Annotated in this window: 22 protein-coding genes; 13 read left to right on the top strand and 9 right to left on the bottom strand. The window is 37.8% G+C overall.

The genetic code is table 11. From position 1 onward, the window contains the following. The first annotated feature begins 65 nt into the window (after positions 1–65). Positions 66–470, top strand: a complete 405-nt coding sequence (locus ACFQ4X_RS12145; protein WP_379835445.1) for a YugN-like family protein — start codon at positions 66–68, stop codon at positions 468–470. 26 nt (positions 471–496) lie between these two features. Here ACFQ4X_RS12145 and ACFQ4X_RS12140 read toward each other — a convergent pair whose 3' ends face one another. The 3 genes from ACFQ4X_RS12140 to ACFQ4X_RS12130 all read right to left on the bottom strand — a co-directional run bounded on the left by ACFQ4X_RS12140 (position 497) and on the right by ACFQ4X_RS12130 (position 3317). Then, the gene (locus tag ACFQ4X_RS12140; RefSeq protein ID WP_379835443.1) at positions 497–1270 is read right to left on the bottom strand and encodes a potassium channel family protein; all 774 of its coding nucleotides are present in this window, start codon (positions 1268–1270) and stop codon (positions 497–499) included. A 107-nt stretch (positions 1271–1377) separates the two neighbouring features. Next, a complete protein-coding gene (locus tag ACFQ4X_RS12135; protein ID WP_379835441.1) occupies positions 1378–2889 on the bottom strand; it encodes an anti-sigma factor domain-containing protein in 1512 nt (503 codons plus the stop codon). Further along, entirely contained in the window at positions 2889–3317 is a 429-nt protein-coding gene (locus ACFQ4X_RS12130; protein ID WP_379835439.1) for a hypothetical protein, read from the bottom strand. The genes ACFQ4X_RS12135 and ACFQ4X_RS12130 overlap by 1 nt, the downstream gene beginning before the upstream one ends. A 139-nt stretch (positions 3318–3456) precedes the next feature. Here ACFQ4X_RS12130 and ACFQ4X_RS12125 point away from each other — a divergent pair, with 139 nt between their 5' ends. Beyond that, a complete protein-coding gene (locus tag ACFQ4X_RS12125; RefSeq protein WP_379835438.1) occupies positions 3457–3768 on the top strand; it encodes a protein mistic in 312 nt (103 codons plus the stop codon). 121 nt (positions 3769–3889) lie between these two features. On the opposite strand, the gene ACFQ4X_RS12120 is transcribed toward ACFQ4X_RS12125, so the two are convergent. Then, complete coding sequence (locus ACFQ4X_RS12120; protein ID WP_379835436.1) at positions 3890–4240, bottom strand: hypothetical protein; 351 nt, start codon at positions 4238–4240, stop codon at positions 3890–3892. A 222-nt stretch (positions 4241–4462) separates the two neighbouring features. Here ACFQ4X_RS12120 and ACFQ4X_RS12115 point away from each other — a divergent pair, with 222 nt between their 5' ends. The 4 genes from ACFQ4X_RS12115 (at position 4463) to ACFQ4X_RS12100 (ending at position 8794) form a co-directional block, all read left to right on the top strand. Further along, the gene (locus tag ACFQ4X_RS12115) at positions 4463–6295 is read left to right on the top strand and encodes a PAS domain S-box protein (protein WP_379835434.1); all 1833 of its coding nucleotides are present in this window, start codon (positions 4463–4465) and stop codon (positions 6293–6295) included. 222 nt (positions 6296–6517) lie between these two features. Beyond that, positions 6518–7303: a transporter substrate-binding domain-containing protein gene (locus ACFQ4X_RS12110; protein WP_379835432.1), complete on the top strand. Its 786-nt coding sequence runs from the start codon at positions 6518–6520 to the stop codon at positions 7301–7303. An 85-nt stretch (positions 7304–7388) separates the two neighbouring features. After that, positions 7389–8048 (top strand): amino acid ABC transporter permease, encoded by a 660-nt coding sequence (locus tag ACFQ4X_RS12105; RefSeq protein ID WP_066292088.1) that lies wholly within the window; start codon positions 7389–7391, stop codon positions 8046–8048. Between the two features lie 11 nt (positions 8049–8059). Beyond that, the gene (locus ACFQ4X_RS12100) at positions 8060–8794 is read left to right on the top strand and encodes an amino acid ABC transporter ATP-binding protein (RefSeq protein ID WP_319005296.1); all 735 of its coding nucleotides are present in this window, start codon (positions 8060–8062) and stop codon (positions 8792–8794) included. A gap of 299 nt (positions 8795–9093) precedes the next feature. On the opposite strand, the gene ACFQ4X_RS12095 is transcribed toward ACFQ4X_RS12100, so the two are convergent. After that, positions 9094–9999 carry a DMT family transporter gene (locus ACFQ4X_RS12095; protein WP_379835429.1) on the bottom strand — a complete coding sequence of 302 codons (906 nt, stop codon included), beginning with the start codon at positions 9997–9999 and terminating at the stop codon, positions 9094–9096. A 99-nt stretch (positions 10000–10098) separates the two neighbouring features. After that, complete coding sequence (locus ACFQ4X_RS12090; RefSeq protein ID WP_379835427.1) at positions 10099–10983, bottom strand: formate/nitrite transporter family protein; 885 nt, start codon at positions 10981–10983, stop codon at positions 10099–10101. A gap of 148 nt (positions 10984–11131) precedes the next feature. On the opposite strand from ACFQ4X_RS12090, the gene ACFQ4X_RS12085 reads away from it, so the two are divergent. Next, positions 11132–11317: a hypothetical protein gene (locus ACFQ4X_RS12085; RefSeq protein WP_077359505.1), complete on the top strand. Its 186-nt coding sequence runs from the start codon at positions 11132–11134 to the stop codon at positions 11315–11317. A 374-nt stretch (positions 11318–11691) separates the two neighbouring features. Here ACFQ4X_RS12085 and ACFQ4X_RS12080 read toward each other — a convergent pair whose 3' ends face one another. Continuing rightward, positions 11692–12051 (bottom strand): DUF4383 domain-containing protein, encoded by a 360-nt coding sequence (locus tag ACFQ4X_RS12080; protein WP_379835425.1) that lies wholly within the window; start codon positions 12049–12051, stop codon positions 11692–11694. A gap of 235 nt (positions 12052–12286) precedes the next feature. Between ACFQ4X_RS12080 and ACFQ4X_RS12075 the strand changes: the two genes are divergently transcribed. The 5 genes from ACFQ4X_RS12075 (at position 12287) to ACFQ4X_RS12055 (ending at position 18089) form a co-directional block, all read left to right on the top strand. Further along, positions 12287–13324 (top strand): CapA family protein, encoded by a 1038-nt coding sequence (locus ACFQ4X_RS12075; protein ID WP_379837156.1) that lies wholly within the window; start codon positions 12287–12289, stop codon positions 13322–13324. Positions 13325–13573: 249 nt separating this feature from the next. After that, positions 13574–14764, top strand: a complete 1191-nt coding sequence (locus tag ACFQ4X_RS12070) for a M14 family zinc carboxypeptidase (RefSeq protein ID WP_379835423.1) — start codon at positions 13574–13576, stop codon at positions 14762–14764. A gap of 337 nt (positions 14765–15101) precedes the next feature. After that, the gene (locus tag ACFQ4X_RS12065) at positions 15102–15392 is read left to right on the top strand and encodes a hypothetical protein (RefSeq protein ID WP_379835422.1); all 291 of its coding nucleotides are present in this window, start codon (positions 15102–15104) and stop codon (positions 15390–15392) included. 16 nt (positions 15393–15408) lie between these two features. After that, entirely contained in the window at positions 15409–15744 is a 336-nt protein-coding gene (locus tag ACFQ4X_RS12060) for a spore coat protein (protein WP_379835420.1), read from the top strand. Positions 15745–15968: 224 nt separating this feature from the next. After that, positions 15969–18089: a YhgE/Pip family protein gene (locus ACFQ4X_RS12055; protein ID WP_379835418.1), complete on the top strand. Its 2121-nt coding sequence runs from the start codon at positions 15969–15971 to the stop codon at positions 18087–18089. Positions 18090–18149: 60 nt separating this feature from the next. Here the strand turns inward: ACFQ4X_RS12055 and ACFQ4X_RS12050 are convergent, their stop codons facing one another. Further along, entirely contained in the window at positions 18150–19421 is a 1272-nt protein-coding gene (locus tag ACFQ4X_RS12050; protein ID WP_379835416.1) for an MFS transporter, read from the bottom strand. 245 nt (positions 19422–19666) lie between these two features. Then, positions 19667–20980: an ectonucleotide pyrophosphatase/phosphodiesterase gene (locus ACFQ4X_RS12045; RefSeq protein ID WP_379837154.1), complete on the bottom strand. Its 1314-nt coding sequence runs from the start codon at positions 20978–20980 to the stop codon at positions 19667–19669. Positions 20981–21141: 161 nt separating this feature from the next. Here ACFQ4X_RS12045 and ACFQ4X_RS12040 point away from each other — a divergent pair, with 161 nt between their 5' ends. Then, entirely contained in the window at positions 21142–21558 is a 417-nt protein-coding gene (locus tag ACFQ4X_RS12040) for a hypothetical protein (protein WP_379835414.1), read from the top strand. The last annotated feature ends 33 nt before the right edge of the window (positions 21559–21591 follow it).

The raw sequence follows: 21591 nt of genomic DNA, 5'->3' as shown, positions 1-21591 counted from the left end.
GAGGGATCTTATAATCTATCTATGATTTGGAAAGGCTAAACAATAGAAAAAGAAGGAGGGTGAACATGAAACCGATAAAAAGCAAACTTGAAAATCAAATGATTGCATTGAATGAAGCGGAAGACGTTCTCAAAAGCATGGGTTTTTCTTACGGAGGCAACTGGGATTATGACCATGGGTATTTTGATTACAAACTCGATGATGAAGAAGGGTACACATTTTTAAGAATCCCATTTAAGGCTGTTGAAGGGGAACTTGATAAAAGAGATACTACTGTTCAAATGGGTGAGCCATTTTTATTAGCACATAAATATCAGATTGGTCTTGATGATCATGCAGGAGCTGGGAACTTATCCGGGAGTGTAAATCAATTTTCAGAGCCGCAAGACCCGGATGCCACGATTGAAAAAAAGTGGATCGGCATAGCAAAAGAACTCGTTCAAAAAGCTGAATCACAGTTATTAAAGTAAAAAATAGATGGGCATTATTTGCCTATCTATTTTTGTGTGAGTTTATTATTTAAGCTACTGACCATTTCATTAGCAGCCAGGTTTGAAGTTTGGATAATATAATCGGCTCCAGCCCGTTTTGCATTAGTTGATTGTTCAGAAGTAAGTATTTCAGCGTGTATCAGAACTCGTTCATTAAGCCCTCTGGCAGTTAGTATTGAAATAATAGTATTCATGTCAGCATTTGATTCTTTTAAGTTGTCATCAGCTGTTATAAGTACAATTTGTGCTTTTTGAATATTCGCTTTCATCCATATTTGATCTTCACTCGCTTTTCCTTGAACAAAATGGACCCCTTCTTGATATAATGGATTCGATTTTAGCGAATCATCAATGAGAACAATTTCAGAGGCTTCTCTACTTTCCATAATGGCATAAATCGTGTTGCGTGCACGTTCGTTCCATCCAACAACGATAAAATGATCTTTATTATTGTACATATTTTTCCCCTCAAAAAAGCGATTTTCTTTCTTTACTACAGCACTCGCAAAATGAACCGTTAAAAAAGCTAAAAAAGACCCGCCTAAAAATACAAGGAGGATTGCGAGCAATCTAACCTCAAATGTGTACGGGGCATAATCACCATAACCTACAGTTCCAGCAGTAATGACTGCCCAGTAAAAAGCTTCAAATATAGTCGGGAAAGTTTTTTTTTCTAAGAAGTGTGCTAAAACAGCGCTCGAATACAAGATAAGCATAAGAATGATGCCCAGTCTAACCAGCATAGGCAGTCTTAAATAGGTATGATAAATTCTGAGCATATGCACTCTCCTCCTATTATCACTATTGCCAAAACAGATGGGGAATTATACGGATTTTACGGAGGAAAACAAAAGAAAACTCCGGATAATCTCCGGAGTTTTAAGCATTATGAAGCTTTTTGTGTGCCGATATCAGCATGGTTTTTAGCTGAATCAACTTCTTTTTCAGTTTGGCCTTTTACAGCTGCACCTTTCAATTCTTCAGTGGAAGCAATCAAAGGCTGGTTTTGTAGTAATGTATGATTTTGACTTATAATTGCTAACGCTTGTTTCTTTAAATCTTCTTTTAATAGATTAGAATCACTTTTGATTTTCACTGTAATAATCAAATTATCTATGATGATTTCAATGTAAATCCATTCTTTGGATTCGGGTTCTTCAGAAGGATCAGGTTCCGAATGAACGGGTTCCTCTGAATCAGAGGGAGGAGGATCGGCTTTAGGCTTTTCTTCTTTCGGTTTCTCTTCTTTAGGCTTTTCCTCTTTTGGTTTTTCTTCCTTTGGTTTTTCCTCTTTTGGATGTGTAACTGCTGGCATTTCTTTAGGCGGAATCTGTGCTGCGTTATCCTTTTCAGGTACCGCTGCTGTTAAAGGCGGATTTTTATGCTTGTCCTCCTCTTTTTCCGCTGCATGTTCTTGGTTTTTCTCTTCTTTTTTAGGTTCTGCGGCAATGACAGAATGAGTATTCTGAGGTTTCGCTGACCTTTCTTTACGAGTATTCTTTACTTTTTCTTGCACTGGAACAGCTGGTTTTTCTTTTTCTGCTTTTTCCTCTTCTTCCTTATCATCCAGGATTGGAAGCGGAGGCTCGTATACTTGATTTTTTTCTTCTTTTTTAGTCGAAGCTGAAATTTCATCATTTTCTTCTAAAAGGTCTTTAATCGGTCCAACTTTCTCAGATATCTCTTCAATGGTTTGACCGGCAACCTCTTTTGGGCTAATTTTAATGCCGGATTTCTTGGCTGCTGTATAAATGGCATAATGGCCTGGTGATATATTCATTTTTTTAGCTTTTTCACGCTCTTTAGAACTCATAACAATTGTTGTCATTTCAACTGATTTCTTTTTTGCAGTCTCGGTCATGACCTCATTGACCATTTCCTTCATGGCTTTTTCCTTGTTCTCAGGGATATCTTCAGAAAGAGTTGTGGTAATGAGCACTTCCTCTTTGGTTTTTAAATATCCGAGATCTTCACAAGCTTCAAATATAAGATTGGTCACATAACCAATCTCTTTTTCCTTCCATTCACCCATATGTTCAAGAACAGTGTCGCCTTGCTCATTGAAAGAGAAGATCTCGAGAACCTGCATGTCTTCGTTTATCTTTAATTCCAGACTCGGATCCATATTCATCCCGACATATGCATAAGCTCCCTCTCCTGACATTGGAGATAATACTTGAAAGAACAATAGAAAAATGGCCAATGCTGCAGCGGTTCCTGTTTTCCAGTTAATAAATACGGAGAAGATGGAATCTTTCTTTTCTTTAAGAACAGGAATCGAGATTTCTTGTCCAACCGTATAAGCAGGATTCGTATTTTTTATCTTCTTAAATTCTCCGCCTTCAGCCAGAACGATGAGGTGACGGCTGTTCACTTCTACAATAATCGCTTTGTTCATTAGTGTTTTCCTCCCGTGCCCGGCACATATTGCATCAACACTTGATAGTTTTCTATGAAAATCAATGTTAGTGCGGTTATGTATTCACGCTGCCTCTTCATGGTGAGTTTTTGACGCTGTGATTTTTCATCATGAAGAAGGGGCAAACGTTTCCATGTTAAAAAGTAGTTTCTCATCTCAGGATCTGCCGCAATTTCTTCCGCAACTTGAATCGCTTGAAGTCTATTTTCAAGTTCTTTAGGTGTACTGGATGCCAATTGGCTAAATTCAATTCCGAAATCCTTTAGTCGGCTTTTAAAATGAGAGATCTCTCTAACAGGGTCTGGATCTGCAGCTTTCTTACACAGACCTGCCGCTGTTTCTGCGGACTGAGCTTCAAGCACAGGCTGCAGGGATTTGTGTTTTCTGTTAAACCACCGGCGAATCAACTTTACCCCTCCTTCCTTCACATTTCACATATGTAAAATAATATATTTCGAGATAATAATAACCAAATTATTATAGTACACTTTTGTCTGAAAAAATAGAGAAAAAAGTCACGCCTCTCGAATGTTAAGAAGTTTGATAGTGAAAAGAGATGGAGAAACTGATGAGTGGGTGATAAACGTGAAATATAATAAAGAAGACCGTGAAAAATACAGTGATGCCATCGATCGTATGCAAGAAGGTCTGGACAGCATGATTGATTTATATAACGAAGCAGAAGATGATGAAGATCTTATTCAATATGAGGAAGATGTTATCTCTGCTATTAAGCGAGCGAAAGAAACCTTCGGAAGTGACTTCATCGATCAAAAGATCAATACCATCGTCAAAGAAGTTCTCTCCCTGATGCAGGGGGGACAGACCCGGGGACAGACCCCAGACAAAGACAAATAGCAGTTTTGTTCTTATGGAACGCACACACTTACAATAACAACATGGTAGCAGAAACAACAAAAAACGCCTTATGGTTACCCATAAGGCGTTTTTTGTGGGTCTGTAAACAAACAGGGAAGTATTAAAAAATGTGCATAACAATCGGAAACATGTTCCAGCAAATCCAAAGGGTTAAAACAAATAGTAAGGATACGGGTAAAGAAACAGAATATTGTACCCATGCAGGCATGTTTTTGCTAAGCTGCCAAAGCTTCCGGATTACAAGAGTAAAGACTGGCAGTACGAGAAGAAGAAAGAATAACTGCACCCAGAAAACGTAAGTTGTTGTGTCTGGTTTTAACGAAAGAAAACCTATTATAAACGTTATAGCAATGACCCCATAAACTGGCCATGCGATTTGTTTAAACCGCAATGAATCTTCTTTTGTTAATAGATAAAAAGCTGCTAAACATACCATTGTAAAAAGGAACATTCATAAAACCTCCGTAATGTTGTTTTTATTAAACTATTATCTCCTCATGTATTTCATGCTCTATCCTCTAAAAAATCAATATACTTTCTTTTACCTCTAAAACGATAATATAAATCCCATTCGAAAAAATAACACTTGTAATTTTTTGTATTTAATAGAAAAATAGAGAAAAGACAATTCTTGTAAAATAACTTCAAAATAAATCAACAGGGATGTAGCCAAATGAAAAAAACTCCAGCCAAATTACAGGACAATAATCAAATAATGTATACGTTATACGAGGCAGTTTCCAGTGGAATTATCGTGTTGGAGCGAACAAATCACATTCTGCTTGCAAACAAGAAAGCTTGTGAAATACTAGGGCTTTCCAAATCAGAAATGGAAGGTTCTTTTTTATATAACATGCCATTTGAAGTAATGGATCAGCTAAAGAATAAGGTTTCTTTTGAAGAACTGCCATCACAGACTACCATTCAAACTGGCACAGAAATTAATGAATGTGAACTAGGCATAACGGGCAAAGGATTTAATGGTATTCGCTGGATTCTAGTAAGTACAAAGCCTATTTTCCTAACAGAGAGCAAAGTGGATCAGGTAGTTATTACGCTAGTAGATATTACCGCTAGGAAACAAACCGAACAAGCATTAAGTCATAGTCAAGAAAGATTTCTATCGCTTGTTGATTCTATGGAAGATACCGTTTTTACATTAGATAAGAATTTAGTACATACAGGAATCTACGGAAAATGGATGGAAAAACATAACATTACACCTGAATATTTTTTAGGTAAATCGCTAAAAGAAGTTTTCGGAGAAAAAATCGCTAAAGGCCAGGAAAAAGTATGCCAGCTTGTTTTAAAAGGGAAGTCACAGATCTACGAATGGAGCAATATCCGAGACGGAGAGCGACTATATTATCAAGCCATTCTCTCTCCTATTAAAAATGAGCAAGGGCAAGTAGAAGGTATTGTTGGTGTTTCAAGGGATATATCGGAGAATAAAAGGATGGAGATCGGTCTTCTTGAAAGTGAAGAGAGATTCCGTCAATTTGCTGAAAATGCCAAAGATGTTTTTTGGATGGAAGATTATAACACACGAACACTTTTATATGTATCAAAAGCGTATCAAAAAATATGGGATATAGAAGATACAGAGGCATTTTCATCGGTTTTTACTAAAATTTGTCCCGATGATCAGCTAGAAGTGCAAGGATTTATTAATAAAATTGCAGGCGGGGAGTCACAAATTGAGTACCGTATTCAAAGTAAAAATAGAAAAGTCCGCTGGATAAGAACAAGAGCGTTCCCAATAACAAATGATGAAGGTGAAATTTATAGGATTGCCGGTATTTCAGAGGATATTACAGATCTGAAAGAAAAAGAAGAGCTGCTAAGAAAATCTGACAAACTTACTGTCGTTGGTGAACTGGCAGCTGGTATCGCTCATGAAATCAGGAATCCGCTTACGAGTATAAAAGGTTTTGTGCAATTGATGAAACCGGATATGGATGAATTGCACAGCGAAATTATACTGTCAGAAATGGATAGGATCGAGTCAATCATAACTGAATTTTTAGTTTTAGCTAAACCTCATCAAGATACGGTGTTTCAGCATCGAAACGTAAATGACTTTATTAAACAGACGATCACCCTTTTAGATTCAGAAGCTAATCTTAACAATGTACAATTTGAAACAATACTTAGGGATGTACCTCAAATACTTTGTGAAGGAAATCAAATTAAACAGGTCATTATAAATGTCATTAAAAATGCGATAGAATCCATGCTGTGCGGAGGAACAATCACTGTCGAAACCGGTACTTTTGATGAGAGCTACGTGTTTATAAAAGTGACAGACCAAGGATCTGGAATTAGTGAAGATCGTCTTGCAAGATTAGGAGAACCGTTTTATTCAAACAAAGAAAAAGGGATCGGCTTAGGACTGATGGTGAGCTTGAAAATTATTGAAAACCACCATGGAAATATTACATTTGAAAGTATATTAGACGTTGGGACAACAGTTACGGTTTTGCTCCCTACTAAACTTTTACCATAGAAATAAAAATATTTAACGCTTTTTAGCCTCAGGCTGAAGAGCGTTTTTTGCTTGCTTACTAGGTGTTTAAATCTTTTTTTAAACGGGTAAATATTGCATAGGAGCGTGGGGAATCACCTTTTTTATCGCTGTAAATTTGCGGAAAATTGAGAAAGATTACATTTCATGCTACCATTGTCTTGTGGGTGTTACCTGCTAAATGGGATTTCAAGGAGGATAAGAATGAAGGATTTCAAGAAGAAAATTAGTATTTTAGCAATCATTTTTTCAATGATGGTACTGGCTGCATGCGGCAGCAGTGAATCAAGTGACGGTGGACCAGAGTTGAAAAAAGAAGGGGAATTTAATTTTATTGTATCTGGGGAGTTTCCTCCTTTCAGTTCTGTTGATAAGAATGGTAAATTAACAGGATATGATGTAGCAGTAGGTAAAGCAATTGCAGACGAACTTGGCTTAAAGGCGGTTCCAGAAAAGTTCAAGTTTCATGGTGCAGTTTCTGCAATAAAGGCAGATCGTTTTGACGCAGCAGTGGCGAGCCATACAATCACTGAAGACCGTAAGCAAGCAGTGAATTTCAGCGAGCCATATTATTATTCAGGTCCAGTCATTTTTACAAGACCGGACAGTGATATTAAGACGAAGGAAGATTTAAAAGGAAAAGAAGTTGCTGTTTCAAAAGGTTCTACCTATGAAAAATCCGCTCAGGATTTTACAGATCAGATTAAAAACTATGACAGTGATGCAACTGCATTGCGTGCATTAAGTGAAGGAAAACATGATGCTGTTATTACAGATGCGATCACTGGTAAACAAGCGATTGAAAAAGGATTCAAAATTGTAGAGAAAGAACAATTAGGTACGAGTGAACAAGCTATTGCTGTTAAAAAAGAAGATAAAGAACTATTAAAAGCTATTAATAAAGCTTTAAAGAAGCTCCAAGACAGCGGAGAGCTTAAAAAGCTTAGTGAAAAATACGTCGGTGCTGATATCACAAAAAAGCCTGAATAACCTATGTGAGCCGTCCGCATGACAAAAGTGCAGGGCGGCTTTCTTTTTCGAGAGAGAATAGAGATGAAAAGGGGAGAAAAACTGCATGTTTGATATAGCACATATTCTAGATGTATTAATAGAAAGTTATCCGCTCTTCATGAAGGGTCTATGGATTACTTTAAAACTAACCGTTGTTTCCATTCTAATCGGAACCGGAATCGGACTTATTTTTGCTTTGTTTAAAATATCAGGAATTAAAATCCTTAATTGGATCGCTAATATTTATATTGCACTAATTCGTGGTACACCTTTAATCGTTCAGATCTTTATCTTTTATTTTGGTCTGGCTGAATTAGGTATTTCAGCATTCTGGTCTGCAGCTTTTGGTCTTGCTATGCATAATGGTGCTTATATAGCTGAGATCTTCAGAGGATCCATCCAATCTGTAGATAAAGGACAGATGGAAGCAGGCCGTTCATTAGGGATGCCATACGGCTTAACGATGCGCAGAATTATTTTACCGCAAGCGTTTAAACGTGCACTTCCTCCACTTGGAAACCAATTCATCATCGGGCTTAAAGATTCTTCTTTGGCATCTTTTATCGCTTTATCAGAGCTTTTCAGTATTGCGACCACTCAAGGATCGAGAACGTTTGATGAGATGACCTATCTAATAATTGTTGGCTTATACTATCTGATCCTAGTCCTTCTTTTCACTCTTCTCGTTAATATGTTGGAAAAGAAACTTTCAGCTGGGGAATAGGAGGAGTTTATATGAAAAGAGAAATGATTCGAATCGAAAACCTGAAAAAGAGCTTCGGTGATTTAGAGGTATTAAAAGAAGTAAATCTCAATGTTAATGAAAGTGATGTTGTAGTATTAATTGGTGCAAGCGGATCAGGAAAAAGTACGCTGCTGCGCTGTATTAATTTTCTGGAGATAAAGAATGGCGGGAAAATTGTAATTGAGGGAGAAGAAGTTGATCCTAAGTCCCATAATTTAAATGAAGTACGCCAAAAAGTAGGAATGGTATTTCAGCACTTTAATCTTTTTCCTCATAAAACCGTTCTTGAAAACGTAATGGAAGCACCTGTAATGGTGAAAAATGAAGATAAAAAAGAAGCTGAAAAAGATGCGAGGATTTTGCTTGATAAAGTAGGTTTATCGGATAAAGCAGATGTATATCCCGCTAAACTGTCCGGGGGACAGAAGCAGCGTGTTGCCATCGCAAGAGCGCTTGCTATGAAACCCGATATCATGCTATTTGATGAACCCACTTCAGCTCTAGATCCTGAACTGGTTGGTGAAGTATTAGCCACAATGAAAGAGCTCGCCCAGGAAGGAATGACGATGGTCGTTGTTACACATGAGATGGGCTTTGCAAAAGAAGTAGCAGATGAGGTTGTATATATGCATGACGGGCAGATTTGGGAAAGAGGAACACCATCTGAGTTGTTTAATAATCCAAAAGAAGATCGAACAAAAGACTTTTTAAGTTCCATTCTTTAAACAATAAAGGGTGCAGCATCATGCTGCACCCTTTTATTGTGCTTTAATTAAGGCTGTTTTCGCTCTTAGAAGTGGTTGATTTCCGCTCCAGATGCTCGCTTTCCGCGGGGCGTACGGTGAGCCTCCTCGGCGCATAGCGCCTGCGGGGTCTCACATTCAAGGGAGCTTGTGTGCTCCTGCGTCTACAAGCAAATCCTAACGAAGCATCTTCCTCGTCGCATGCCTTGCAAGAAGTATATTCAGGTGGCTGGCACGCAGGAGTCTCGCACATTAAGCTTCTATCAACTTGTCAACGAAGCTTATAATGAAGCATCCATCACTGTCTTTGTTTTTCGCTCTTGAATAAGCAGTACCGCACCAAGCACAAGCAGAATACCTGTAATTTGAATGGAAGATACGGATTCCTTATATAATAATAGCCCCATAATCGTTGCGACAACCGGTTCAACGGTCGAAACGATAGACGCTTTACTCGCTTCTACCTGTTTTAATCCCTGCGTATAGAACCAATAAGCCAGAACAGTTGGAAATAGTCCCAGTCCTGCTGTATACACGATTGCATGCGCATTGAAGTCAGCCGTTTCAAAAGAATTGATGCCGCTTAATGGAAATAACACGATCATAGCAAACAAAAACGTGTAAAAGCTGATGGTCAATGTTTCGTACTTTTTTGATGCCAGTTTGCCAAAAATGCTATAAAGGGAGTATCCGAATCCAGCTCCGAGTCCAGTAATTAAGCCTGTCCAAGATAGCTCGGAGAAATTTCCGGAAAAAATACCCGAAACAAACATACAGCCTAAAAAAGTGATGAATAATGCCGCAAGCTTCTGCCATGTTAATTTTTCCTTGAATACAAAGATAGAAATCAACAAAACAAAAACAGGTGCTGTATATAACAGGATAGCTGCGATAGCCAATGAGGAGTGCTGAATAGTTGTAAAGTAACACCAGTTAAAGAAGGAAACACTCAGCACGCCTGTACCGAAAAAATACCAGCTGTCTTTTAATTTTATTTTTAAGAGCCCGGGACGGTAAATAATGATCCATATGAAAAAGAAGATAAACGCGCTAATGGCTCTTAAGAAAACAATTTGTAAAGGTGTGTATCCAATCGAAGCCAGCTCTTTAACGAAATAACCGATAATTCCCCAAAAAGACGCACCAATCGCTACAAATAGGAATGCGATTTTAGTTTGATATGACATAGTAATACATCCTTTGTTTTGATGAAAATCTGTTCCTATTTGAACTCTAACAAAAAACACCTTCACTGTATATGACAATGAAGGTGTTGATCTTGTATTCTACTTATGAACTTTATCAGAAATTTTATCAGTTTCATCATCATCTTTTACAATATCTTCATCAATATCATCTTTAAAAGCAAATGATAGCAGAAGTGATACAAGGATTCCGCCGCCGATTAAGTTTCCTATAGAAGCGGGAATCAGATTAAGAAGTATGAATTCATACCAGCTGTATTCAAAGCCTTCTAATACTGAAATACTGAAATATCCCATATTTGCAACAGCGTGCTGAAAGTTTCCGGCTTCAAATATAATTACCGGCAATAAAATACCAAAGATTTTACCCATTACATCACGAGCTGCTGTAGCAAGAACTGCAGCTATACCAATCAGCCAGTTTGCAAGAATTCCTGAAAAAAGGACTTGAAACCATCCCCATGTTCCGCGCTCTGTAAATTCCATCTTCTTTTCCATGAATTTAAGCAGTCCTTCATAAAACTCTTTATCAAGAGAACCTGATAAATTCAGTAATAATCCAACAAAAAGGGCACCTAAGAAATTTCCGATATAACAAATTCCCCAGAAACGCAAAACGTTTTTGCTGATCCAAAACTTGCTCTGCAAAATATAAGTAGGGAGCAGTACATTAATCTCTGTAAATAGAATGGAACCAGATAAGAATATCATGGCATATCCAATAGCAAATCCTACACCTGCCAGCAAATTAAATGGTCCTGGTGTATGGACTTCCATAGATAAAAGGACAGAACCAAGTGCTCCAAATGCAATGAATGCCCCGGCCATAAAAGAAAGAATAAATTGTGCTAAGTTTGTAATCTTTAAGGATTCTTTTCCTTCTTCAATAAAGTATTCAATAATTTGTGCTGGAAAAAAATACTGCCGATCAGGTACATCTGGTGTCTTTTTTTGGTTTTTTTTCATTCATTTTCCCTCAAGTTTCATCATTCTTGTTTTAATACTCTTCCCAAAACAACTAGCATAAAAACTAAAAAAAGAAGAAAGTATTTAAAATGTAATTTAATGCTCATCCATGATTTGTGGTAAAATAGAGAGGAAGGGAAGTGCTCACTTGAAAGGATCAGGGAACATTTTTAATCAAGGTGATACAGTAACGGTTTTAAAAACGGGTGAATGCGTAACCATCTCAAAATTTCAGTATGTTAAACATATGAAGAAATATTGCTATAAAGTTAGTGAACATCCTAGTACTTTTTTCTTTGAAGAGGAATTTGAAAATGGCAAAAAGAAACGCTAAATTTGCTATTTGACATATAAAGATAAAAAAAAGAGCATTCCGCAAAAAAAGCGGAATGCTCTTTTTTTATAAGGCTCATTACTAAAAGATTGTTGCTTTTAAACATTTTTTTGTTGAGTCCGCTTCTTCGACTAGTTGATTGGAGTGCAAGGTGTGAGACTCCTCGAAAATAAAAATCAATTTTCTTCGTGCGATGTAACGCTGCCGAAGCCTTCCTTGTCCTGCGGGATCAGCGGGACAGGTGAGACCCCGGCAGGCTTGATTAGCCTAGGGGCTCACCGCACGCCCCGCGGAAAGCGAGCATCCTGTAACGGAAATCAACCACTTCTACTAGCAACAATGTTTACGAAAACAGCCTTTCATAACCAAAATACTTATCTGGAGGCTGTATGTCCAGCAGTTGCAGATGCATTAGATTTAAAGCCAACATATAAAGATGAAAATGCAATTGCAAAATGCAGAATGTTTGTTGCGACCATAAACATGATTCCAGCAAATTCATGAGTGAATAAACCTAATATTGCTACTAGCAGATACACAGCTCCAAAGATTTTTGCATAGAGAATGCTTTTTGCTTCACTTGAACTCATAAATAGAGCCACAATACCAGAAACAATGTGAATAACGTTATGATTCGGTGTTAAATGAAATAATCCTTCCATCGGAAACACAAATCCTATAACGCCCAGAATAAGAAAAACGATTCCTAAAACCTTTACAAATTTACTAGCCATTCTAATCCCTCCAAATTTTTAATATGATTACAAACATTCTTTTCCACATTTTCACAACATGTAAACCTATTGTATAGCTTTTGTTAAATAAATATATAAATATTTTTGTTGTTTATTCCAGTTGTTTTGAATCCGACAAAATTGGAGTTGTTTTTTATCCCAATCCGACAGAATTCTTACATATATAAATGTATAATCTTCAAGCAAAGCGGGTGCGGGGGGATTAAATTTGAACGTGCTGCAAAACATAGTACTTTCTACAACGATTTTACTTTCGAGTACGTCTATTGTTGATGCTAATCATTTTCGAAGTTTCTGGAAAGAGTCGATTTATGATCATTTAAATCCTGAGATATCTATTGTGTTTGCCGGTGATACAATGATGGACTGGTCAATAAAGGACACCGTTAAGACAAAGGGACCGGATTATCCTTTTCGTTATGTGAAAGAAGAAATTGAAGCAAGCGATTATGCTGTTGTAAACCTTGAAACAGCTGTTACAAACCATACTGGGGTTTTCTCAAAAGAATATAACTTTAAGTCAGATCCTATAGCTCTTCAGGGTCTTAAAAATGCAGGGTTTGACCTTATTTCTCTCGCTAACAACCACACGATGGATTACGAGACAAAAGGGCTGCTTGATACAATGCACCACATTCATACATATGAAATGTCTTATATAGGAGCAGGAAGCAACGCGAAAGAAGCATACAATTCAAAAGAAGTTGTGATTAAAGGCAAGAAATTCAGGTTTCTTGCGTTTTCGAGGGTACTGCCGAGTACATCATGGGTAGCAGGGGAAAGAAGTCCTGGGCTGGCTAATGGGTACAACTTAGATCTCTTAGAAGACATCGTCAGCCGAGAGAGCAAATTGTGCGATTATTTAATGGTTTACATGCATTGGGGGAAAGAAAGAAGCAAGCATCCGGAACCCTATCAAGTTAACTATGCAAAAACCATGATAGATGCTGGAGCAGACGCTATTGTGGGTTCTCATCCTCATGTTCTTCAAGGTTTTCAATATTATAAAGGGAAGCCAATTGCTTATTCCTTAGGCAACTTTTTATTTCCGGACTATGTAAAGGGGAATAGTGCAGAAACGGGATTATTGAAAATTAATATTATAAATGGAAAAATTGGCATGCAGTTTAAACCTTATTACATTAAAAATGACATGGTAATAAAACTAGATTCAGAAGAGGAAAAACGCATACTGGCTAAATTAGAAGACCTTTCCTATCAAATAAACTTAACTGGGTATGATTTTAACTAAAGGCATTTTTCGTAATCTTTGTAGCAACAATCTGTTAGAAAAGAGCTTAAATAAAATATTTATGTATATGAGAGACTTCAGGGTTTCTCTTTTTTTGTTGATGATTACCAAATATACATGAAATTAGTCTTAAAATAAGTAAACAAAATGAAATATTAAAGACTACTATACTCATGCGCAGAAATTTCTTCTCCTCTATATAATTTTAATATATTCAAATAATTAAAGTTTTTGGAAGGAGATGCAGCGTTGAAAAAGAGAGTTATACTATTTATTGCTTTGATGATAGTTGGGATATCAGCTATGAGCGATAAAACTCAAGCAGCAAGCTATGTAAACCCGAATCAAACGTATACATATGAAACGATGACGAGCAATATTAAAACTCTTGCACAAAAATATCCAGGGTTAGTTCAATACCGTTCTCTCGGGAAAACACCATATGGAAGAGACATATGGGCAGTAAAGCTTGGCAGAGGTGATGCGACAGTGCTCTATAACGCCTCACATCATGCTAGAGAATGGATTACAACGAATATCGTGATGGAGATGATCGATCAGTACGGTGAGAAGTATGTTTTAAATGGAACGATGGACGGATATAATGTAGCGCACGTACTAAACAACACATCCATATGGTTTGTCCCGATGACAAATCCCGATGGCGTGACTTTGCAGCAAAAAGGATTGTCCGCTTTTCCATCTGCAGCACATGCAAACCTTATAAAAATGAATGGCGGAAGCAAAGACTTTAAACGATGGAAATCCAATGCACAAGGAATAGATCTAAATCGGCAGTATCCAGCCCGATGGGAAGAAATCGATAATAACGCAAAAGTACCTTATTACAAAGATTATAAAGGAAAAGCACCGCTTCAGACGACTGAAGCAAAAGCAGTTACTGCCCTTACATACTTAGTGGATCCTGAAATTACAAACTCCTATCATACTGCAGGAAGAATTTTATACTATCATTTTAACTATGGCACCAATACATATGAGGGAGATAAGATGCTAGGAAGTACGCTATCGGCAATGACGGGGTACAGGCTTATTCCTCCTGATACGAATTTTTCCAGTGGAGGCGGATATAAAGACTGGTTCATTCAAACATTCAAACGTCCTGGTTTTACGTTTGAACTTGCACCATATGCAGGAGAAACAAATCCGCCAATCTCTATTTTTTCAGAAGAATGGAACCGCAATAAAAAAGCAGGCCTTTACATGGCGATTGAAGGAGATAAGAGGTGGGAAAAGCGAATAACACCACTGACAAAAACAATTACACTGACACAAAAAGTACCGCTGCATGATCGTCCAAATACAAAACATAAAATGGCTGCAGCGAGTCTGTATCCTGGAACATATAAAGTAAATGCGTCATATGGAAACTTTTATCGTATACAAACCATTCTTGGACCTAAATGGATCTTAAAGTAAAAATGAGCTAGAACAAGCAGTGATTTGCTGCTTGTTTTTTTATGCACTTATCTAAAAGATTATTGTAACTGAGAGATCTTCTAAAGTTCTCCATTGAACAGTTAATTGGAGCGGAAGGGCGAGACTCCTGCAGAACGAGCGGGGCAGGTGAGACCACTCAATGTACGCAGTACAGAGGGGGCTCACCGCACGCCCTGCGGAAAGCGAGCCACTGCAGCGGAAATTAACCACATTCAAAAGCACCGAGTTTTCGAAAACAGCTTTATTAAAAAAATGAATAAACCCCCGAGAGTTAGGAAAGATAATATGGAAAAAATATGAAGGAGGCTATTCTTTTATGCAGCAACAAAATCAAAATCAGATGCAAAATCAGCAGCAGCCTGTATATCAAAACCCGCCACAAGTAATAACAGGAAAAGATCTTAATTATGTCAGAGACATGCTTTCATGGAATCTGCTTGGAATGAAGAAAGCACATTTTATGGCAACTCAATGTCAGGATCCAGAAGTTAAAGCAACACTTGAAAAAGCATGTCAAATGCATGAAAGCCACTATAAACGAATTATAGGGCATATCTCATCTCAACAGTCAGCTATGAATCAGACACAAGCTAATTTACAAAACTAAAAAGGGGTAAAAGTGAATGAATGAGCCTAATAAAATTCAAAATCCAGAGTCGGCGGTACCTAAAACGCCAGACATGAATGACCGGGATTTCATTAATGATATTTTGTCATATGAAAAGTATATGACAGATTCTTATTCTATAGCTTTAAATGAAGCAAGTCATGAAGCTCTCTATCAAGACTTGCTTGCCGTTTTTAATGAAACACAAAATATGCAAAGAGAACTTTACAACATGATGTTTAAAAAGGGCTGGTATGCACTTGAAGCAGCGGATGCTCAAAAAATGCAGCAAACCTATCAGCAATTTTCGAACTATATGAATCAGTTTCCACATCAAGGACCAGCACAATAAAATAGTTAACCAGTAGGATGATCTAAAAAGATCATCCTTTTTTGTATACTATTGCCTACATTATTGATTTTTTAAAATACTACTTTTTGTGTAGGGATAACTAGTAAAGAATATGTGTTTTTATGAATAGACTAGATTTCTATTTATTATTTGAATATTATGATAATTAAATGAATGGCGACTCATTCATTTTGAAGTCTTACATACATTTGGAGGGATTCTAAATGAATACTTTTAAGTTGCTTTCCGCAGAGTTCGGCAAACTCGCTGCAAATAAGACCATTCTTTTTTCTGTTATTGCAGCTTTGCTCGTGCCTGTTGTTTATGGCGGAATACTTTTATCAGCTACTTGGGGACCGTATGACAATCTTTCTAACTTGCCAGTCGCAGTAGTCAATAATGATAGAGGAGCTCTCTCAGGGGATCAGCCTATCAATGTAGGCAGCGATTTAGTAGCCAATATGAAAGAGGGCAAGGATTTAGGCTGGAAATTTGTTGATTCGGCAGAAGCGATGAAAGGAATTCAGAGGAATGATTACTATATGGCGATTATTATACCTGAAGATTTTTCGGAAAGGGTAACAACCGTAACAGATTCAAATCCCCAAAAGCTTGAATTAGAGTACATCCAGAATGAAGGGCTTAATTTCCTGGCTTCAAAAGTAACAGAAACAGCTGCACAAAAAATGCGTGAAAAACTTGCAGATACAATTACTGAAAACTATGCAGCAAATATTTTAGGCGAAGTCTCTGGTGGATTTGGACTGGCCGCAGATGGGTCATCAAAGCTTACTGCTGGAACAGATCAGCTTCATAAGGGAACAAATGAACTCTTAACCTCTGTTACTTCCAAGCAGTCGGATATTACGAAACTCGCAAATGGAACAAAGGAACTGAAAAGCGGAACAGGGCTTTTACTAAATAAGCTTAATGAAAAATCTGGAGATATTAACAAATTGGCAAATGGCTCAAAACAGCTGCACGAAGGGACAGTCAGCTTAAAGGATGGATCTTCGCAAATCCTTGCAGGACTCCAAAAAGCTGAAAATGGCAGTGAGGAGCTGAAGAATGGTGTAGCAGAACGGCTTGTGCCAGGAAGCAGAAAGGTAGCAGATGGTACGGGCAGGCTTAAGGATGGTTCTGCTGAACTTGCAGCGGGTGCACAAAAATTAGTTGCGGGGCTTGAAGAATATAAGAAGGCAAATCCAACTGTCAATGTTGGACCATATTATCAGCAAATTATTGATGGTGCAAAAAAGATATCAAGCGGACTAAACAACCTTTCCACAAAATCTGTTGCATTGAATGAAGGGGCAGTTTCGGTTGCGGATGGAATCGCTTATAAAGTTGCGCCAGGGACAGTAGCCCTTAATGATGGACTAAATCAGCTGGTTGCCGGACAGGCAAAACTTGATCAAGGAGCAGGAAAACTTGAATCTGGTGCTGCGCAAATTGCAGACGGTAATGCAAAGGTAGATAAAGGCTGGAACGAATTAATATCAGGAGTCTCAAAATTAGATTCTGGAGCGGGAAAAATCTCAGATGGAAACGCAAAAGTTGATGAAGGATGGAAGAAGCTTTCCCAAGGAGCAACTAAACTAAATGACGGAGCAGGTAAAATTAATGATGGAAGCGAAAAACTATCATCCGGTCTTAAATCAGGAGCTGATAAAACAGGTGGTATGAATGATAAGGATAATATCAATATGTTCGCCTCTCCTGTTCAGTTGAAAAGCAAAACAGTAAATGAATATGAGCACTATCGTGATTCAACTGCACCATATGTGATTACTCTTGCGCTGTTCGTAGGAATCTTGATTATGTCTCTGTTTATTGATTTTAAAAGACCGCCGTTTATTTCGAGCTTTAACTGGTTTGCGGTAAAGTTTCTTAATCTTGCGGCTCTTGCTGTTGTTCAGGCAATCTTGCTTTTAATTGTTGTGTTAATTTTAAAAGTTAATGTAAGCAATTTTGGCGGATTAATTCTTTTTGCTCTGATTGCTAGTATAACGTTTTCTGCTATTGTTCTATTTTTAGCAGCTTTTGGTGGAAACTTAGGACGTTTTATCGCGTTAGGATTTGTCATCATGCAGCTTTCTATAACAGGTGCAAACCTTCCAATTGAAATGCTGCCAGAGCAATATAGAAGTCTTAGCCAATACTTGCCATTTACTTATTCAATCGCAGGATTTAAATCAGTCATTTCTTTAAATGATTTTGGAGCTGCTATTTCAAACATGGCAATCCTGCTAACATTTCTCATTGTGTTTGCACTGTTAGCATTTGTCGTGTTTCACTTCAAAAAGGACAGAACACAAAGTCAAGATAGAGAAGTCACAGCATAGAACGAAGAAAAAAAGACTGACCAAAGGGAACCTTTTAGGTCAGTCTTTTTTTTTGTATGCTTATGCACTGATTGTATGATTAGAATCAATTTTAGGTTCAGGAACAAAAAACAATATCGTAATACCAATAATAAACAGAATGACCAGGCTGAATACAGCGCTTGCTGAGTTTCCGGTAACTTGAGCTGTAATGGCAACTAGCAAAGGTCCCATGATGGAGGCGAACTTACCGAAAATATTATAGAAGCCGAAAAACTCATTAGCATTTTTCTTCGGTACCAGCTTAGCAAAGTAAGCACGGCTTAAAGCCTGAATGCCTCCCTGTGAAGTTGCGACTAGCATCGCTAATATCCAAAAGTCGAGCGTCGTTTTTAAAAAGTAAGCATAAATACAGACAATAATATAAACGCAAATACCTACGTACAGCATCGTTTTTCCTGTGAATCTCTCTGCTAATCTTCCATAAAGAATGGCAAATGGGGCTGCTACAACCTGAGTGGCAAACAGGATAATTAACAGGTTAGTAGATGTGATGCCTAAATCTGAACCATACGCAGTGGACATCGTAATAATTGTCCCTACACCGTCAATGTAAAAGAAATAAGCAAGCAAGAACAAAAACAATGCACGATATTTTCGGATTTCTTTTAACGTGTTTCCTAACCGCCTAAAGCTGTTAACAATCGGTTTTGGCTCTCGCTCAATTCCGTAACGCTGATACACATTTTTCAGCATTGGAATGGTGAATACGCCCCACCATACAGCTGTTATAAGAAATGCAATCTTACTTGCAATCGTTGTTGAAAACGGAAGTACTTCATTTTGAGCTAAAATGATTATGGCGATACTGATAATAAAGGGAATTGTACTTCCGATATAGCCTAAACCAAAACCTCTTGACGATACTCTGTTCATTCTATCTTCAGTTGTTACATCTGTAATAAATGCGTCGTAGAAAACGTTTGATCCGCTGGAGCCAATTGCTGTCAGTGTATAAAAAATTAATAATAAGAGCCATTGATCACTTGGTATAAAAGCGAGCGTTGCAGTAGAGATCAATCCAAGTATAAAAAAGAAGGTAAAAAAACGTTTCTTAAGTCCCTTATAATCTGCAATCGTGCCTAATATCGGGCTAAGCATCGCCAGAATAAAAGTGGCAACGGCAATCGTATAGCCGAGATAGGCTGTTGAATCTGAAGCACTCACACCGGCTTTCATGGCCGAAGCCTTATAAAATAGAGGAAACACTGCTGTTGTAATAATGATGGAGTATGCGGAATTAGCCCAATCATAGAACATCCAGCTATTCTCTTCTTTCGTAAACCGTTTCATTTGGTTTATCCTCTCTTTAACGATTTTTCGCAAACTTTGTAGCTCTTGGGAGTAGTTGATTTCCGTTACAGGATGCTCGCTTTCCGCGGGGCGTGCGGTGAGCCCCCTAGGCTAATCAAGCCTGCCGGGGTCTCACCTGTCCCGCTAATCCCGCAGGAGTCTCGCACCTTGCACTTCAATCAACTTTTCAATGAAGAGATTGACAAAATGACCAAAAGTAACAATCTTTTAGAAAAAATCCTTTTTTAAGAATCATAGATGAATTCTTCTATCACTGAACCGTCTGTGCTGCCTAAATCAAGACCAAGAAGTCTAGCAAAAGTCGGCCCTTCATCGACAAGATGCATAGAAGGGACCACAACATTTGGACGAATTCCTTTTCCTGTTGCCATGAATACCGTAGTATAATCTTCTTTTTCAGGTGAATAGCCGTGAGACGCGAGTGTATAGCGCTTTGCTCTTACATCTCTTTCGGTAATAGAATCGATAAATTTTCCATCTATTTCTTCTTTCAAGTAAAAGCCTCTTCTTGCCTCTACCATAAAAGCACAGTTTTCATCTGCTCCCATTGCTGCTGCCTCATGCTGGCTGATGACTTTTTCAATACCGCTTGTTTGATCTAATACTAGTTTCTTCAAAAGCTCTTCTACTACCTCCTTTGTTTGATGATCGGATGGATCATTTAAGTAAATATATGCGGATCCATCACAACTCTTGCAATAGGCTTTCCAGCTTTTCACTTTTCCGCGTTCATTTACATCTATTAAACCTTGTTCTTTAAATAATACGTTGAGCTTAATCGCTTTCGATTCATCAAGAGCACTATGATCTCCAAGAGCGATGATCGTAGAATTTTCATATATATCACTTTCTTTGAGCGCTTGAATGATACGTCCAAGTCGAACATCATGTCTCTTGACAGCAGCCATCGCCTCTTTAGAAGAAAAGCCATGGTAATGACGCTGTGAATCCAAATCAACAAAATGAACGAGAAGCAATTCTGGTTTTTTCGTCTTAATCGTATGAACCGTTGATTCTAATACAAAATCATCCAGTTCAGGCTGATTAAGTCCGTTCCGAAGATGACCAAAACGTCTATTTAAATCCAATTGATAGCGCATACTTCCATTTGAAAGAGAAACAGGTACCTGATGATGCCACGAACGGTTTGCAAAGATTTCAGGCATGTTGTAATCGATGTTTGCTCTAGCTGTAACTGGCCACAATAATGCTGCTGTCGTCATACCTGCTTTTTTTGCTTCATCATATAAAGTTGTGCCTTTCACATGTTTGCGATGCCAATACCAATCTGGAGATAATCTACCAGGCTGAAGAAGCGTATTATTAACGATTCCATGACGTTTTGGATAATTTCCCGTTACAATGGTTGTATGACAAGGATAGGTAACAGAAGGATATATCGTTTGAACTTGATTGCAGTAAGATCCTCTTTGTAAAAGTTCTTTGAAATGCGGAAGTTCCTGGAGCATAGGGAAATCCAGCGAAGATAAGCAATCAAAAGAGATTACGATTAAATGATCAGTAAGGCGCGACATAATGACCTCCAGCTTAAATATTGATCTGCTCTTATGGTAAATAATAGCATACTAGAAAGAACGAGATGGGAGACTGTAAGAAACTCTCTAAAAAATCATTTTGCACTTTCCAAACTTTGGCAAATGTGCTATGAATAAATTATCTAAAATGAGATGGTGATTAAATGGTTAAGTGGTGGCTTGGTGTTGTATTCATGTTTTTTATAGCGACGGGTGTAATCAGCTATTTATTTGTTATGGACTATGCCTCTGAAAAAGCGATGAGCGAGATTTCTAGAGAATTATCTTCGAATGAAGAAGAGATAAACAAGCTCCTCGAGGACCCTGAGATCAGAAAATACATAGAAACAGGGGAAACTAACTCGAAAAACCTCCCGTTTACCACGAGAAAAGAAGCAGTAAAGCTGATTTCTGAGAAGTATACGGTAACTGAATTGGCTAGAACGAGAGAACAGGTTAGCGGGGGTTTAAGTGAAGAAGAAAAGGTAGCTGTTTATGAAAAGCTATTAGAAAAATTCACCGAAAAAGAATTGCTTGCTTTAAAAGTTGTGGCTCTAAAGGAAATAAATAAGAAGAAATAAAAAAGCCCTCTAAATCGAGGGCTTTTTGCATTT

Source organism: Fictibacillus halophilus, from assembly GCF_042680145.1.
Taxonomy (GTDB): Bacteria; Bacillota; Bacilli; order Bacillales; family Fictibacillaceae; genus Fictibacillus; species Fictibacillus halophilus_A.
This window is presented reverse-complemented; position numbering and strand designations above follow the sequence as displayed.